Annotated in this window: 17 protein-coding genes, 1 pseudogene and 2 riboswitches; of the genes and pseudogenes, 14 read left to right on the forward strand and 4 right to left on the reverse strand. The window is 35.7% G+C overall.

Features of this window, described 5'->3' with window-relative positions; all coding sequences use genetic code 11:
* From DBX25_RS21100 to DBX25_RS02465, 3 genes and pseudogenes are all read left to right on the forward strand, one after another.
* Positions 1-92: pseudogene (locus DBX25_RS21100) on the forward strand (pyroglutamyl-peptidase I); the annotation flags it as partial.
* A gap of 118 nt (positions 93-210) precedes the next feature.
* Positions 211-295, forward strand: a riboswitch (cyclic di-GMP riboswitch).
* A gap of 125 nt (positions 296-420) precedes the next feature.
* Positions 421-1635 carry a sensor domain-containing diguanylate cyclase gene (locus DBX25_RS02460; RefSeq protein ID WP_108669188.1) on the forward strand — a complete coding sequence of 405 codons (1215 nt, stop codon included), beginning with the start codon at positions 421-423 and terminating at the stop codon, positions 1633-1635.
* A 133-nt stretch (positions 1636-1768) separates the two neighbouring features.
* Positions 1769-1999 carry a hypothetical protein gene (locus DBX25_RS02465; protein WP_108669189.1) on the forward strand — a complete coding sequence of 77 codons (231 nt, stop codon included), beginning with the start codon at positions 1769-1771 and terminating at the stop codon, positions 1997-1999.
* 38 nt (positions 2000-2037) lie between these two features.
* On the opposite strand, the gene DBX25_RS02470 is transcribed toward DBX25_RS02465, so the two are convergent.
* Both DBX25_RS02470 and DBX25_RS02475 read right to left on the reverse strand, forming a co-directional pair.
* Positions 2038-2481, reverse strand: a complete 444-nt coding sequence (locus DBX25_RS02470) for a hypothetical protein (RefSeq protein WP_157950855.1) — start codon at positions 2479-2481, stop codon at positions 2038-2040.
* A 165-nt stretch (positions 2482-2646) separates the two neighbouring features.
* Complete coding sequence (locus tag DBX25_RS02475; protein ID WP_108669191.1) at positions 2647-3072, reverse strand: GNAT family N-acetyltransferase; 426 nt, start codon at positions 3070-3072, stop codon at positions 2647-2649.
* A 123-nt stretch (positions 3073-3195) separates the two neighbouring features.
* Here DBX25_RS02475 and DBX25_RS02480 point away from each other — a divergent pair, with 123 nt between their 5' ends.
* Entirely contained in the window at positions 3196-3564 is a 369-nt protein-coding gene (locus DBX25_RS02480) for a DUF2188 domain-containing protein (protein WP_108669192.1), read from the forward strand.
* A 173-nt stretch (positions 3565-3737) separates the two neighbouring features.
* Here the strand turns inward: DBX25_RS02480 and DBX25_RS02485 are convergent, their stop codons facing one another.
* A complete protein-coding gene (locus DBX25_RS02485) occupies positions 3738-4247 on the reverse strand; it encodes a PPC domain-containing DNA-binding protein (RefSeq protein WP_108669345.1) in 510 nt (169 codons plus the stop codon).
* 160 nt (positions 4248-4407) lie between these two features.
* Positions 4408-4519, forward strand: a riboswitch (SAM riboswitch).
* A gap of 114 nt (positions 4520-4633) precedes the next feature.
* Between DBX25_RS02485 and DBX25_RS02490 the strand changes: the two genes are divergently transcribed.
* The 9 genes from DBX25_RS02490 to DBX25_RS02530 all read left to right on the forward strand — a co-directional run bounded on the left by DBX25_RS02490 (position 4634) and on the right by DBX25_RS02530 (position 12411).
* Positions 4634-5461, forward strand: coding sequence for a MetQ/NlpA family ABC transporter substrate-binding protein (locus tag DBX25_RS02490; RefSeq protein ID WP_108669193.1), 828 nt, complete (start codon positions 4634-4636; stop codon positions 5459-5461).
* A gap of 71 nt (positions 5462-5532) precedes the next feature.
* Positions 5533-6546, forward strand: coding sequence for a methionine ABC transporter ATP-binding protein (locus tag DBX25_RS02495; protein ID WP_108669194.1), 1014 nt, complete (start codon positions 5533-5535; stop codon positions 6544-6546).
* Positions 6547-6549: 3 nt separating this feature from the next.
* Positions 6550-7221: a methionine ABC transporter permease gene (locus DBX25_RS02500; RefSeq protein WP_420812893.1), complete on the forward strand. Its 672-nt coding sequence runs from the start codon at positions 6550-6552 to the stop codon at positions 7219-7221.
* Positions 7222-7239: 18 nt separating this feature from the next.
* Entirely contained in the window at positions 7240-8016 is a 777-nt protein-coding gene (locus DBX25_RS02505; protein ID WP_108669195.1) for an enoyl-CoA hydratase/isomerase family protein, read from the forward strand.
* A 14-nt stretch (positions 8017-8030) separates the two neighbouring features.
* Positions 8031-9173, forward strand: a complete 1143-nt coding sequence (locus tag DBX25_RS02510) for an alpha-hydroxy acid oxidase (protein ID WP_108669196.1) — start codon at positions 8031-8033, stop codon at positions 9171-9173.
* A gap of 30 nt (positions 9174-9203) precedes the next feature.
* Entirely contained in the window at positions 9204-10394 is a 1191-nt protein-coding gene (locus DBX25_RS02515; RefSeq protein ID WP_108669197.1) for a CaiB/BaiF CoA transferase family protein, read from the forward strand.
* 84 nt (positions 10395-10478) lie between these two features.
* Positions 10479-11264 carry an SDR family oxidoreductase gene (locus DBX25_RS02520; RefSeq protein ID WP_108669198.1) on the forward strand — a complete coding sequence of 262 codons (786 nt, stop codon included), beginning with the start codon at positions 10479-10481 and terminating at the stop codon, positions 11262-11264.
* 38 nt (positions 11265-11302) lie between these two features.
* Positions 11303-11818: a YbaK/EbsC family protein gene (locus tag DBX25_RS02525; RefSeq protein WP_108669199.1), complete on the forward strand. Its 516-nt coding sequence runs from the start codon at positions 11303-11305 to the stop codon at positions 11816-11818.
* 311 nt (positions 11819-12129) lie between these two features.
* Positions 12130-12411, forward strand: a complete 282-nt coding sequence (locus tag DBX25_RS02530; protein WP_108669200.1) for a hypothetical protein — start codon at positions 12130-12132, stop codon at positions 12409-12411.
* A gap of 39 nt (positions 12412-12450) precedes the next feature.
* Here the strand turns inward: DBX25_RS02530 and DBX25_RS02535 are convergent, their stop codons facing one another.
* On the reverse strand, positions 12451-14118 hold the full coding sequence (locus DBX25_RS02535) for an ATP-binding protein (RefSeq protein WP_108669201.1): 1668 nt from the start codon (positions 14116-14118) through the stop codon (positions 12451-12453).
* A 193-nt stretch (positions 14119-14311) separates the two neighbouring features.
* Here DBX25_RS02535 and DBX25_RS21105 point away from each other — a divergent pair.
* Positions 14312-14918, forward strand: a 607-nt coding sequence (locus DBX25_RS21105; RefSeq protein ID WP_240620124.1) for an NAD(P)/FAD-dependent oxidoreductase, incomplete at its 3' end; no start/stop codon positions are given.

Genomic DNA, 14918 nt, shown 5'->3' on the forward strand with positions numbered 1-14918 from the left:
TTGATACAATCGTAAAAGGCCTTGAATTGGCCATTCATTCAGCTATTACACAGGAAAAGGATATTGTCGAGGTTGGAGGAGAAACTCATTAAACACAAAATAACAAATTTAACAATATTTAAATATTGGAAATTTTGTAATTATATTTGACTATGAATAAAAAGAACTATATATTTAGTATAATATGTAAATACATAGTTCAAATTAAATATGAGAAAAAGGCAAATTCATTGAAAAATGAAGACGCAAAGCTATAGGGGCTAAAGTCAAGAGACTATGCCAGCCAGTTACCGATATTAATTTTGTTTTTTATAGATTAATCGGTAATCGATTAGTCTTTTTTTAGGTTAAATCAAACCAAATTAGTTAAAAAGAACTATTCATTTGCTGAAGAGGTATTCTTTTTTAGGAGGTATAATTGTGGGATATACTAGCTCTGGAAATCAAATAATCTTAAATATGATCAACCACCTGTTAAAGGATATTCAGTCTGGGAACTCTTCATATAATTCGTTTAATAAATCTTATTTTAATGATATTGAAAATAAGGAAACTAAAGAGGTTGTTGAATCCATTTTCGAACAGCTACATTCTATTAATTCTCAAATGGAAAACATGAGTTGGCTGAATAAACACTATAAGATTCTACATGAATTCGGACAAATTTGCAGCAAGACATTAAATGAAAAAACACTATTAAAAAATGCCTTTGAAATGGTCTCTCAAGTATTGCCCACAGATTCCTTTTTCATTGCATTATACAACGAAGGAGACACTCGTATTCATTTAATTTTTCTGGCTGAAAATGGTGAGATTCATCCTGAAACCGATATTGAATTCGGAGATAATTTTACATCCAAGGTTATAAAATCAAGAAAAATTGTACATAAAAATCAAGCGAGTGAATTAAACGAATACGATGCTTACTTGGGTGTAAACAATACTAGTTCCTGTATTTTTGTTCCCATCATCATTGATGATCATATTAAAGGCGTCATCTCTGCTCAAAGCCTTAAAGCTTTTGCATATAGAAAAGAGCATGAAGAATTATTGCAAATCATTGGGTCTCAGGTGATTAATTCAATAGAAACCGCTAGATTATATGACAAAATCTATACCATGTCACAGACAGATGAGCTCACAGGATTAAAAAATCAACGAGCTTTCCATACTGAATTAGCTAAATATATTGAGGAAGAAAACCATGATATGATGCTTATCATGTTAGACTCTGACAATTTAAAGAAAGTAAATGATAATTATGGTCATGATGCTGGAGATTTATATCTGAAAGTGTTTGCCAGTGGAATTGAAAGCATTAGTAACGAATTTATCAAGGGATATCGATACGCAGGGGATGAATTCTTAATTATTATCAGAGAACAAGAGCAGTCCATTATCAATGTAATATATGAAAAATTAAAACAATTCTATATGGAAAACCCTGTGAAAATTAATAACAACCAAATCTTTGTCACTTTCAGTTCTGGTGTTGCGTTTTATCCACAACATGGTAATTCTGTAGATTCACTGAAAAAGGCTGCAGACCAAGCATTGTACGTGGCTAAAAAACAAGGTAAAAACCAACAAGTTATTGCGAAGACTGAATGTACGGATTGCGATTTCAGCATATAGTAGTAATAATCCCAAAAGGGCTCTAATGAAGCCCTTTTTTAGGATTCTTATAGTTACAAAGAATTCCTACTAAAAAAGAGCAGTCCAGATCAATCAATGTAGAGTAGAATAAGGATTTTAAGGAGTGAATAAAATGGCAAAGTCTAAAGCAAAGAAGCATAGACAAAAATGGGTGAGAGAAGGTAATCGTAATCTAGAAGCAAGCCGAAGCTCTTTTACCTTCTCTGATATGACAACAAGAAAGACTAAGACAAAAAAGGAAAAATTAAATCAAGAGAAACATAAAGAGCGGGTATACTCTGATCTGGGAGATAACCGCTCTTATTTATTTTCTTATTTATCTAGGAGAAATTATAAACTTTGAGTGTTTTATGCAAGTATTTTCCTGACCTATACCTATTGCTAGCCGATGCGCTTGACAGTTAATGCTGGTAAATAGTATTGATGTACGCCATCACTTCCGATAATTACCAGCCTTATTTGTTGACCAGCAATCAGTGCTACTTGTACAGTTCTACCTATTGCTGACACTTGATCATCAGAAATTAACTCTGCATTTGATTCAGGGATATCAATAAATACAGGACCTTTTTGTAATGTAAAGGTATTATTTGCTGTTCCCCCTGATTGATTTATTAATTGTATATCATAAGAAATCTCATAGATCCCAGCATTCGTAACAGTAATGGTATTTGTAACTGTATCAGGGACTGTTAATAGAAATGGACCTGCAATAGTAAAATCGACTACAAGCGGAATTGGAGAAGTTGCCTTAAAGGTACGATCTCCATATAGTGAACCAAACGCACTTTGTGATGATGGTGAACAATTGCAATTAACCTCCAATTTGAATCCACCCTCACATTTACAATGATGATTCTTTTTTTTATCGTTGCCCATATAGATATTACTTCCTTTCATACTTTTACTATAAGTTATGAAAGGATGAAATTTTATGCTTGTACTTTAAATTTTCAGAAAAATATAAATATAATATATCAACATTTTACTTTAACAGACAGAGCCCTTATTAAAAATCCATGTATTGAACTTTCCTCCAACATCACCTAACTCCCACCCAGTTTTACGAAAGAATTCATTAAATCCTGTATTAACAGGACACAAAGCATGTAGTGGAGCAATATTAAGTGTTATTAACATTTTTTCTAAGATTCCTTGGCCTCGAAAATCTTCCCTAATAGCAAATTGATAAAGTGAGATCGTATGCGTAGATTTCTTCGGATAGAAACGGACCGCACCTACCACGTCATTTCCTTTCAGAACAACTAACATTTGTTTTCTTCGAATGGAGGATCTAACCCCATCAGGGCAGAGAAATTCTTGATTATATAACCCAGAATTTGTTGAATTTAAATTTGAAGATAAAAATGAAACAATATCCTCTGAATATGACGGGTTGGCTATCCCTATGTACATATATGATTCACCTCGAATAAGAATGTATGTTCTTATTTTATCAACTCTTCCTAGAAAAAGGAAATGAAATAATAGTTTTATTTATTCTAAAAAGGGAATGTGAAAATTAAGGAGGGAATAATCTTGCCTTGGACAAAAAACGATTATCCAGATTCATTTAAAAATATGGATACACAGGTAAGGAATAAAGCGATTGAAATAGCAAATGCCCTGTTAAGGGATGGTTATGAAGAAGGAAGAGCTATCCCAATCGCAATGGAAAAGGCCCGTGAGTATGTTGGTGGTAGCAAACAGCAGGAAGTATATCATGTTGAAACTCATGAAAACGGCTGGCAGTTAAAAAAGGAAGATGGAAAGAGGGCAATTTACATTGAGGAAACGAAACAATCGTTGCTTGAAAAGGCAAAGTCGTATGTAAATGAACACAATGGTATTTTGAAAATCTATCAAAAAGATGGTAGCTTGTCAGACACACTGTATGAGTATGATTAATCAAAGAGTGCAACATGTGCACTCTTTTTTGTTTAGATCACTGTCGTAACATGTCGTTTTGCCTTTAAACCCTTGTATTTGGCCGATTAAACGGAAGTTTCCGCCGTTAAATAATTGGGACGATAAAATTACATTTTCAGCCGATAAACCAATGCCTTCCTTCTAATGATGGGTCATTTCTCAAAAACCGTAGTCAATGGCTCTCCTTTTTTTACTGGATAAAACTGATTACCACCAGTCTCTTCATCGAATTTCCTGAAAAGGTCCATTTCTTTAATCTCCGTAATTAACAGGTCTACCGTTAAAACAGGGTTCTCTCCCTTAACTAAATGTCCCCCAAAAACTATTCCTTCTTTATCACACATGGTTCCATGAACATGCAGTTCATACTGATTATCCCTCTGACAAACCACACCAGTCCCATTTAAAAATTCTATGGGTCCTTCAACAACTTTTAAATCCCCGTAGCCCACGCCTACTGAGCTATCAGGTTTGGGAATCAAATAAAAAAAACCGGTTCTTTGAAGGCTGCCAAAACAATTAGTAATAGACCCAAATTGAATATTGTTTTCCTTACAAATTTCCTCAATGCCTGTTAGCAAATCAGTGCCAGGCAATAGCCTTGCTGCAACGATTTTACCAGCTAAGCCAGTAGCATAATGAGCTCTAATATTTTTAGTCATAATTTCATCCCTTTTTCTATAAATTTGCAATATTAGCAGATTGGAACAAATTATATGACTAAAAAATAGATTAGTAAAATTTTTAATAAATGTTTGACATTTGGAAAAATATCCTGTAATTTTACGTTTATAAGTTTTTAACAACTTAATATTTTGATTTCTCTTATCAAGAGTAGCGGAGGGACTGGCCCGATGAAGCTCGGCAACCGTTCATGTATTTACATGAAAAGGTGCTAAATCCTGCAAAACATTTTTGTTTTGAAAGATAAGAGAGGACGAACACTCATTGTGTTTATTAAGCCTCTCTTTCATTTTTTGGAAGGGAGGTTTTTTGTTTTACATAGTTTGTTTTTAAAAATTTTACCAAACTAGAGAGGAAGATTTCGATGAAAAAATGGGCATTATTATTATCTTTACTTTTATTAATTGGTGTATTGACAGGTTGTGGTAGTGACGAAGCTTCTGGTGATGGAGGAAAACAACTAAATGACAAAAAGCTAATCATTGGTGTAACTGCTGGACCACATGAACAAATTGTTGAGAAGGTAAAGGAAGTAGCTGCTAAAGATGGTTTGGAGCTTGAATTGAAAGTATTCTCAGATTATATCGTTCCAAATACAGCATTGGCTGAAGGTGAATTAGATGTAAATAGTTATCAACATAAGCCTTTCTTAGATCAATTTAATAAGGATCACAAAACCAACCTAGTTACTGTTGGTAAAACAATTCTTAACCCGATGGGCGTTTATTCCAATGAATTCAAAAGCCTGGATGACCTTCCAAAGGGAGCTAAAGTAGGCTTGCCAAATGACCCAACAAACGGATCACGTGCACTTTTCGTTTTTGAAGAAGCTGGCTTAATCAAAATCAAAGAAGATAAGCGAGAAACAGCTTCAATCCATGACCTAGCTGAAAATCCTAAAGAAATCGAATTCATTGAATTGGATGCAGCGCAAATTCCAAAGCAATTGACTGAATTAGACGCAGCTGCTATCAACACAAACTTTGCCTTGGAAGCAGGATTAAGTCCAAAGAAGGATTCAATTGCTTTAGAATCTACTGATTCACCTTATGTCAATTTCCTAGTCGTTAGAGCAGAGAATGAGAAAAATCCAGTCCTTGAAAAATTAAGAAAAGCTTATCAGTCAGAACCAGTTAAAAAGTTTATCGAGGAAGAGTTTGGAGGTTCAGTCATTCCAAGCTGGGATAATTAACTTGAGCTGGTTGGGCCTCACTTAGTAAATTAAGTGGGGTCTGATCCCTATCCAAGAAGGGAAGTGAAACCATGATTGAATTGAAAAATGTTTCGAAACAATTTGGATCTAAGAAAGGAATTATTCAAGCAGTAACAGATGTGAACCTTCGTGTGAAAAAAGGAGAAATACACGGTGTTATTGGATATAGTGGTGCAGGTAAAAGTACATTGATTCGATGTGTTAATCTCCTAGAAAAGCCAACTCAAGGTAGCATTTTGATAAATGGAGAGGATGTAACCTCCTTATCAGCTGCTAAGCTTAGTGAGACGAGAAAAAAAATCGGAATGATATTCCAAGGATTCAATCTTCTAAAAACAGCGACAGTCTATGACAATATTGCCTTACCTTTAAAATTAATAGGCGTTGATAAAAGTGAAATACATAATCGAGTAGTTAAGTATTTAGAGATAGTTGGTCTTTCTGACAAAGAAAAAGCCTATCCAAGTCAATTATCTGGAGGACAAAAACAACGAGTTGCGATTGCTAGGGCACTAGCACAAGAGCCAGAGATTTTACTTAGCGATGAAGCAACGAGCGCACTTGATCCTGAAACAACGGATTCGATCTTAGATTTGTTATTAAAGATTAATAAAGAATTAGGAATTACCATCTTATTAATCACGCATGAAATGAATGTAATTCAAAAAATCTGTGACTACGTGTATGTAATGGAGAATGGATCAATCGTAGAACAAGGATCCGCCATTGAATTGTTTACTAAACCAAAACAAGAAACGACCAAAAAGTTTTTAAATACCATTTCACAACGAAAGCTTTCACTATCGTTAATTCAACAGCTAAGAATCAGCGGGACAGTCGTTAGGCTTACTTTTGTAGGGAAATCTACCGGGCAGCCATTATTAGCTACAGTAAGTAAGCAATTTCAGGTTAATCCCAATATATTAACTGCTAACATCATAGAGTTAAAGAATGGAATAGTTGGAAATCTTGTGATTCATCTGACAGGAGATCAAAAAGAAATTGAAGCATCAATACGTTTCTTGGAGAATCATGGAGTAACTGTTGAGGAAGTGGAGGGATAAAACATGTTGAATTCTGAAGGTTTTTTTGAACAATGGCTTCCCATTATTGGCGAATCATTAATTGAAACATTTCAAATGGTAGGTGTTTCCCTTCTGTTTTCGGTTCTGTTGGGAGTCCCACTTGGCATTTTTTTAGTTTTATCTAGACCAGGGCAATCACTTGAAAATAGGTGGTTATACCAAGGACTTAATTTAATTATCAATATTATTCGCTCTGTACCTTTTATCATCTTACTATTTTTTATTTTGCCTTTTACGAAGTTTTTAGTTGGAACGACAATTGGGGTTAAGGGAGTCATAGTGCCTCTTGTCATTTATACGGCCCCCTATATTTCAAGATTAATGGAATCGTCCTTATTAGAAGTGGATAAAGGTGTAATCGAAGCATATAAAGCAATGGGAATAACTACAAGAAAAATTATTTGGAATGTCATGCTTCGTGAAGCCAGACCCTCTATCATTCTAGGATTGACAATAGCAACAGTTAGCTTGATTGGAGCTACTGCCATGGCAGGACTTGTCGGTGCAGGGGGGCTTGGAGATTTAGCCTATCGTTTTGGACATTTACGTTATGAAGTAGATGTTATGTATGCAACAGTATTAATCCTCATCATCCTTGTGCAATGCATCCAAACACTAGGCAATAAGCTTGCTGCACAATTGAAGAAAGACTAACCAAAGGTAGGTGCCATCATGACAAATGAGCTATATTGGGAAAAGGATGGTGCGACTGCATCTATTATCATTAACCGTCCACATAAAAAGAACGCTTTTTCTTTAGACATGTTTAGAAAGCTTCCTATATTAATAGAAGAAATAGAAAATGATCCAACTATCAGAGTATTGATTATCAAAGGAGTAGATGAAACTTCCTTTGCTGCTGGTGCTGATATAAGTGAGTTTCTAGAACTACGATTTTCTGAGAAAAAAGCTAATGAATATAATATTATAACTCTACAGTCCATCGATAGACTTTATCGCTGTGATATCCCAACGATTGCCCAAATACAAGGTCTAGCAATTGGTGGTGGCCTTGAACTGGCTTTGGCTTGTGATTTCCGAATTGCTGCAGAAAATAGTTTACTTGGGATAACCGCTTCAAAGCTTGGAATTGTATATAACTTATCCAGTACAAAAAGACTTCTAGATGTAATTGGAGCTTCCAAAACAAAAGAGTTATTGTTTACAGGAAAATTACTAAGCGCATCTGAGGGTAAGGAAATTGGATTAGTTGATTATGTCTACCATTCTCCAGATATTCATAGTGAAACGCAAAAATTCGCACTGTCTATCGCAGAAAGATCTTCCGTTTCAACAACTGGAATCAAGAAGGTCGTGCAAGCAATTTTGGATGGGGAGCAGGAAGAAAATGAATACATCGCACAACTTATTTTGGATTCCTTTCATTCAGACGACTATAAAGAAGGTATTGCTGCTTTCCTAGAAAAAAGAAAACCAAAATTTGTGTAAAGAAAGGATTAACAATGGCTACTTCAATAGGAAAAGATGCATTAATTCAAAATATAAGCTCTGGTGAATACTTTCCGATTTCTTTTGAAGAATTAGAACAACAAGCAAGTCAAAAAATGACCCAAGTCGGATTTGGCTATGTGCGTTCTGGAGCAGGTGGGGAGCAAACATTAAGAAAAAACCAAGAGTCACTTGCAAAGCTTTCCATCATACCAAGGGTCCTTCGAGATGTTTCTAAATTGGATACTACTATTACATTATTTGGCCGTACATATCCTCAACCATTTTTACTGGCACCGGTTGGGATGCTGAAGCTAGCACATGAAGAAGGGGATCTTGCAGTAGCGAAAGCTGCCGCCTGTCATCAAGTACCTTTTGTTCAAAGTACAGTATCTAGCTACTCCATAGAGGAAATTACAGAAGCAACTCCTAATAGCCCGAAATGGTTTCAGTTGTACTGGTCAAATAATGAGGAAATTTCATTTAGTATGGTTAAACGCGCTGAAAGAGCAGGCTATGAAGCAATCATTTTAACCGTTGATACGGTGATGCTAGGCTGGCGAGAAGAGGATATGCGGAATCGGTTTTCTCCATTAAAGCTTGGTTTTGGTAAGGCAAATTATGAAACGGATCCAGTATTTTTAAATTCAATTCCAAACAGGGATGAAGAATCAATCATTCAAGGCATTTTACAAAATGTCCTACACCCTTCATTAAATTGGGAGCATGTCGCTAAACTAAAGGAAGTAACGAATTTACCCATCTTACTAAAAGGGATTTTACATCCTGAAGATGCATTACTCGCTATAGAAAATGGAGTAGATGGAATCATTGTCTCGAATCATGGTGGAAGACAGCTTGATGGTGTAATTTCAGCCATTGATGCACTCCCTCATATCGTACGATCCGTAAATGGGAGAGTTCCAGTTTTGTTTGATAGTGGTATCCGTAGAGGTTCAGATATTATTAAAGCATTAGCCCAAGGAGCTGAAGCAGTCTTTATCGGAAGACCCTTTGTATATGGTTTAGCAATCGGTGGTCAAGCAGGTGTTGAAAAAGTTATTTCAAATTATATACAAGACACTATCGTTTCACTATCTCTTGCTGGAGCTTCAAATGTAAAGGATTTAACTACAAGTAATATCGTTCATTCATAGTTTGCATCTGTAAAAAGGAGTTTAATAGTGATGATTCAAGCTCTAGAAGGAATGAAAATCATTGACCTCACTCAAATATTAGCCGGGCCTTACACTACGATGGTCTTAGGTGATATGGGGGCTGATGTCATTAAAATTGAAAGATTTCCCCATGGTGATGATACAAGAAGAATGGGGCCATATATAGATGAAGAAAGCTATATGTATATGATGGTCAACCGCAATAAAAGAGGGATGTGCCTTAACCTACAAGATGAGGCAGGTAAAGAGATTTTATTTGAATTAATTAGAACTGCTGATGTCTTTATCGAAAATTTTCGTCCAGGTGTTACAAAAAAACTAGGCATTGATTATGAAGCGTTAAAGGAATTGAATTCAAGCCTGATTTATTGTTCTATTTCTGGATACGGTCAAACTGGACCCTATCATCAAAAGGGTGGATTTGATATCATGGCCCAAGGCATGTCCGGTATCATGGATATGACTGGGGAGAGAGATGGTAAACCAGTTAAGGTAGGAATTGCCATCCATGACATCGCAGCAGCCCAAACTGCTATCCAATCTATATTAATGGCATATATCCATCGTCTCAAAAGTGGAATAGGTCAATATATTGACGTATCCTTAGTGGATTCAGCCTTAGCATGGACGGTATGGGAAGCTGCAGCTTATTTTGGCAAAGGGGAAGTGCCACAAAGGAACGGAACAGCACATAGGGTGTCTGCACCGTACCAAGGATTCCAAACGAAGGACGGGTCTATTTTAATTGGTGCCGCCAATCAAAAATTGTGGGAGAAATTTTGTATACACGTCCTTGAAAAGCCAGAATGGATTCATGACACTCGTTTTTTAACCAATAGTCTCCGAAATGAACATGTGACACAATTAGAAAAGGAAATAGAATCCATCTTAGTGACTAACCCTTCAAATTATTGGTTAGAATTATTGGAAAAATACGAGATCCCTTCAGGTCCTATTTATTCGTATGACCAAACGATGAAAGATCCTCATATTTTAGCGAGAGAGATGGTCCTATCCAGTGAACACCCCGTTGCAGGGACCATTCAAACACTTGGTTTTCCTGCAAAATTTTCTAAAACTCCAGGGAAGATAATCAAATCAGCGCCTATCCTTGGTCAACATAATGAAGAAATCTTGAATGAAGTAGGTTATTCAGGAAATGAAGTAGAACTGTTAAGACAACAGGGTATTATTAGTTAAAAGGTTTTAGAAAAAACAATTCTAGATATATAAGAGAAGACCCCTGATTCATAGGGGATTTTTTCATTGAAAAGGGGAATAATTATGGATTTGAACCTAAAAGGAAAAACCGCTCTTGTCATCGCATCAAGTCAAGGGCTCGGTAAAGCTGTTGCAAAACAGCTGGCTGAAGAAGGTGTGAATGTTATGATTACAAGTCGGGACGAGGAGAAACTTCAAAGAGTACAAAGTGAAATTCAGAATTTGGGAGTAGGAAATGTAGCCTATTATCGAGCCGATATTACGAAGTTGGAAGAGATTCAATCATTGGTTCAATATACTCAAGAAACCTTTGGGAAAATCGATATATTGATTAATAATGCAGGTGGGCCACCAGCAGGGAAATTCGAAGACATGACCGATGAAGATTGGCAAAAAGCATTCGAATTGAACCTCCTCAGCTACATCCGAATCATCCGTGAAGTCATCCCTTACCTAAAAAAGGAAGGTGGAAGGATTATTAATATTGCTTCCTCTTCCATTAAACAGCCGATTCCAGGACTCATCCTATCCAACACATTCCGATTAGGGATCGTCGGCCTAACGAAAACACTTTCTGTGGAGTTGGCACCATATAATATCCTCATTAACACGGTGGGACCAGGTAGAATAGAAACAGACAGGACAAAGCATCTTGATCAAATGAATGCAGATAAACAAGGAATTTCTCTAGAAGAAGCAGCTTCAAAAGCAAAACAAGCTATTCCATTAGGAAGATATGGTACTCCAGAAGAATTTGCTAAAATAGTGACTTTCCTTGTTTCTGATGCTAGTACTTATATTACCGGAAGCTCATTGTTAGTTGATGGTGGAATGGTTACATCTATATAAATGGAATTTCTGATTTTTAATGGAAAGGATAGGTAGACATGTCAATTGAAAGTGTTCGAGCATATTTAACAAGGTGGAATCGTGATAAGGATATTATGGAATTTGATCGGCTCAGTGCTACTGTTGAACAAGCAGCCGATATCATAGGTGTCATTCCTGCAAGAATTGCAAAAACACTATCTTTTAGAGGAGAAGGAGACTCTGCCATTTTGATTGTCGCTGCTGGCGATGCCAAGATTGATAATAAAAAGTTCCGCAACACTTTGGGATATAAGGCACGCATGCTTTCTCCTGATGAAGTACTAGAACAAACCGGACATGCCATTGGTGGTGTTTGCCCTTTTGGATTAAAGAATCCTTTAAATGTCTATTTAGATGTGTCGATGAAAAGATTTGAAACCCTATTTCCTGCGTGTGGCAGCAAAAATTCAGCAATTGAATTAAATTTAGAAGAAATTTATGAGTATTCAGAAGCCATAGGTTGGGTGGATGTTTGTAAGGATTGGCTTGAAGAACAGAATATTGAGAAAGAAATAGTCATAAATCAGCTTTAAAAAGAAAATATAAAATAGTATAAGTTATAAGGAATTAGCAAATGGCTCATACTATAATTATGAAAAAATTCATGAAAATTATCCCTTTATTAATAGTCGTGTCCCTTTGTTTAATGGCTGGCTTATTTGGAATTTATATTGACTTTGGCATTAAGTTCATTAAGTAAATTACCTCAATTGTAGTAACTATAAAATTATTATGTTAACTAAATTTAAATTACTCCATATTAATGGGTTAAACAACTCATCCTTTTTTTTGCAAAGTTAAGATTTTACCTGTATCTTTTAAAAGGTTGAGGGAGTGGAATTTCATGATGTTATTATTACTGAGTTTACTCTTAGGGGCTATCATATTTGATTTTATCCGGAAATACATATTACAAATCAAGGACCCTAGTATTGAGGAAGCTTGGGGGGAATTGGACAGGGAAGAATGGTATAGAACTCTTGTCCAAAATCAAACATTTAAATCTTTCATAGAACAAGAAAAGAAACATGGGTTATTAAGTGATCCTTATTATGTACGGAAAATTATCGCTCATGAAGGACATCGAGAAGGTTTTATTTACTATTTAAATGAAAAGACAAAATAAAAAGATGTGCTCTCATTAAATGTAGCACATCTTTTTCATTCAATTACATAAAGGCAAGGTTATTTCAACCACTGTACCTTCTTTAAGCTTGCTTTTGTAAGTAATACTTCCATTATGTTGTTTGATGATTTTATTGCAGATCATTAACCCAAGTCCTGTTCCTTTTTCTTTAAGTGTATAAAAAGGTTCTCCTAGACGAGGAAGAATTTCTTCAGGGATACCACAACCAGAATCTTGGATAGTAATAATGCATTCGTGTTCTTTGCCCTTTTGAAGATCTATTAAAATTTCTCCACCATTTTGCATCGACTCAATGGCATTCTTAAGTATGTTAAGAAAAACCTGTCTTAACTGGTTCTTCTCACAAATAATAGGAAATGAAGTATCTTCAAACATTCGTTTGAATTGTATTCCACTCATATGTGCCTGAGGTAGTAAGAGATCCAGTGTATTTTCAAGCAATGCCCGTAAGTCTTCTCGGTTTAGTTGAATCGCTTGAGGTTTACCTAACGATAGTAGTTCACTTGTGATGGTCTCTATGCGCTCAAGCTCACTTAAAAGTAAATCTGTAAACCAGATGGACCTATCCTCAGCTTTATAGAGCTGGACAAATCCTTTAATCGTTGTAAGAGGATTTCTAATCTCATGGGCCACACCAGCAGCTAACTCCCCGACAATCGATAATTTTTCCGATTGTAACAGGAATTCTTCTGATTTTTTTCTCTCAGAAATGTCCCTACTAATGATTACAACGTGTTCGATGATTTGATTTTCGCCAAATACAGACATACAGCGAGATTCAACATAAATCCAATGGTTTTCTTTGTGCTTAAAGCGGCATTCGATAGATTGTGAATCTTTACTGTCAAACAATTTTTGAATGGTATTTTCAAACATGTCCATATCGTCAGGGTGTAAAAGGTTACAAAATTTACTACCTTTTAATTCTGATTCTCGATATCCAAGTACAGCTTCATGAGAAGGAGAGAAATAGCTAAAGAATTTTCCCTTTTCGATGACCATTATGAGGTCAGATGTATTCTCTGCGATAAGTCTATATTTGAATTCACTTGCTGTTAGCTCATCTAAAGTGTGTTTCAGTTCATTTTTTGATGTTTCTAACATCTTAGAAGTATTCGATAGAATCTCATTCATTCTATATACCTTTTGATTAGACTCTATTAATAATGCACCAATAATAACTCCTAACATGACAAATAACAGATATTGGAAATGGAATAAGGGACTATCTCTAAAAATATTAAATGCGTATGGGATCGTAATAATATAAATAAAGATATAAGAACAAAATAATATTATGCATTTTTTTATAGAAGAAAACCGTTGGATATACAGATACAAAATGGAGAACACCAACATGATAACTCCCCAACCAACAATAGCAGGAATCCAGTTTCCAGCACTAAGCAATCTAATTAATAATGCAAAAGCACCTGTAACAAGTCCAGGTATTGGTCCAAGATAAGCAAACACTAGTATGACTGGAGCATAGCGGATGTCGTAGGTGTAGCCTTGTTTATCAAACGCCAATAAAACGAGAATAATTGACACAAGTCCTGCATAAATGCTGACCCAAAGTCGGAAATGCTTTAATGGTTGTTGATTGGTAAAAGAGCGAATCACTAATGGTGTGCTCACCAACAATGAAAAAATGGAAAGATTGATTATGTAATCTAATAGAATCAATGAACCACCACCTATATTTCAATAGTTTAATCATAAACCAGATTTATAACATTTTCCATAAAGAAATAGTTAGACTATTTAGAAAAAATATTGTTTCCCCTTTTGATTTTCACCATATCTCGCTTCATTGTGTCTTCCTTAATTGTCTTGTAAAATAACTGCATAAACCATGAAAAAAGAAAAAGGTGTAATAATGAAATCTTTTATTGTAGTCGGAGCGGGAATTCTTGGTGCATCTACTGCATACCACCTTGCCAAAACCGGCGCAAAAGTTACGGTAGTTGATCGAAATGATAGTGGCCAAGCAACTGATGCAGCTGCAGGAATCATTTGTCCATGGGTTTCTCAAAGAAGGAATAAAGCTTGGTATCACCTTGCAAAAGGAGGAGCCAAATATTATCCCTTATTAATAAAGGAATTGGAAGCTGAAGGAGAAATCGATACTGGATATCAACAGGTTGGAGCCCTCTGCCTGCATAACGATGAAGGTAAATTAGATAAATTGGAAGAAAGGGCATTATTACGGAGAGTAGATGCCCCAGAAATCGGTGAAATCACTCGTTTGACAGCTAGCGAAACCCAGGCATTATTTCCACCATTATCTGATTCGTACAGTGCTGTTCACATCAGCGGAGCTGGACGTGTTAATGGGAGAGCACTGAGAACCTCACTTATTAAAGTGGCTAAAGCTTATGGAGTAATTTTTATTGAGGGTGATGCAAAGCTACTCTTTTCAGATAATATGGTTAATGCTATAGAGGTAAATGGAAAAATATTAGAAGGCGATCTGGTGATTGTTA

The organism is Peribacillus acanthi (assembly GCF_003073175.1).
GTDB lineage: Bacteria > Bacillota > Bacilli > Bacillales > DSM-1321 > Bacillus_BN > Bacillus_BN acanthi.

Bases quoted from the DNA above. Each gene is read 5' to 3' on its own strand.
- DBX25_RS02495 (WP_108669194.1), top strand. From the start codon at position 5,533: ATGATTGAATTGAAAAATGTTTCGAAACAATTTGGATCTAAGAAAGGA.
- DBX25_RS02485 (WP_108669345.1), bottom strand. From the start codon at position 4,247: ATGACTAAAAATATTAGAGCTCATTATGCTACTGGCTTAGCTGGTAAA.
- DBX25_RS02465 (WP_108669189.1), top strand. From the start codon at position 1,769: ATGGCAAAGTCTAAAGCAAAGAAGCATAGACAAAAATGGGTGAGAGAA.
- DBX25_RS02505 (WP_108669195.1), top strand. From the start codon at position 7,240: ATGACAAATGAGCTATATTGGGAAAAGGATGGTGCGACTGCATCTATT.
- DBX25_RS02510 (WP_108669196.1), top strand. From the start codon at position 8,031: ATGGCTACTTCAATAGGAAAAGATGCATTAATTCAAAATATAAGCTCT.
- DBX25_RS02515 (WP_108669197.1), top strand. From the start codon at position 9,204: ATGATTCAAGCTCTAGAAGGAATGAAAATCATTGACCTCACTCAAATA.
- DBX25_RS02475 (WP_108669191.1), bottom strand. From the start codon at position 3,072: ATGTACATAGGGATAGCCAACCCGTCATATTCAGAGGATATTGTTTCA.
- DBX25_RS02520 (WP_108669198.1), top strand. From the start codon at position 10,479: ATGGATTTGAACCTAAAAGGAAAAACCGCTCTTGTCATCGCATCAAGT.
- DBX25_RS02490 (WP_108669193.1), top strand. From the start codon at position 4,634: ATGAAAAAATGGGCATTATTATTATCTTTACTTTTATTAATTGGTGTA.
- DBX25_RS02525 (WP_108669199.1), top strand. From the start codon at position 11,303: ATGTCAATTGAAAGTGTTCGAGCATATTTAACAAGGTGGAATCGTGAT.
- DBX25_RS02500 (WP_420812893.1), top strand. From the start codon at position 6,550: ATGTTGAATTCTGAAGGTTTTTTTGAACAATGGCTTCCCATTATTGGC.
- DBX25_RS02530 (WP_108669200.1), top strand. From the start codon at position 12,130: ATGATGTTATTATTACTGAGTTTACTCTTAGGGGCTATCATATTTGAT.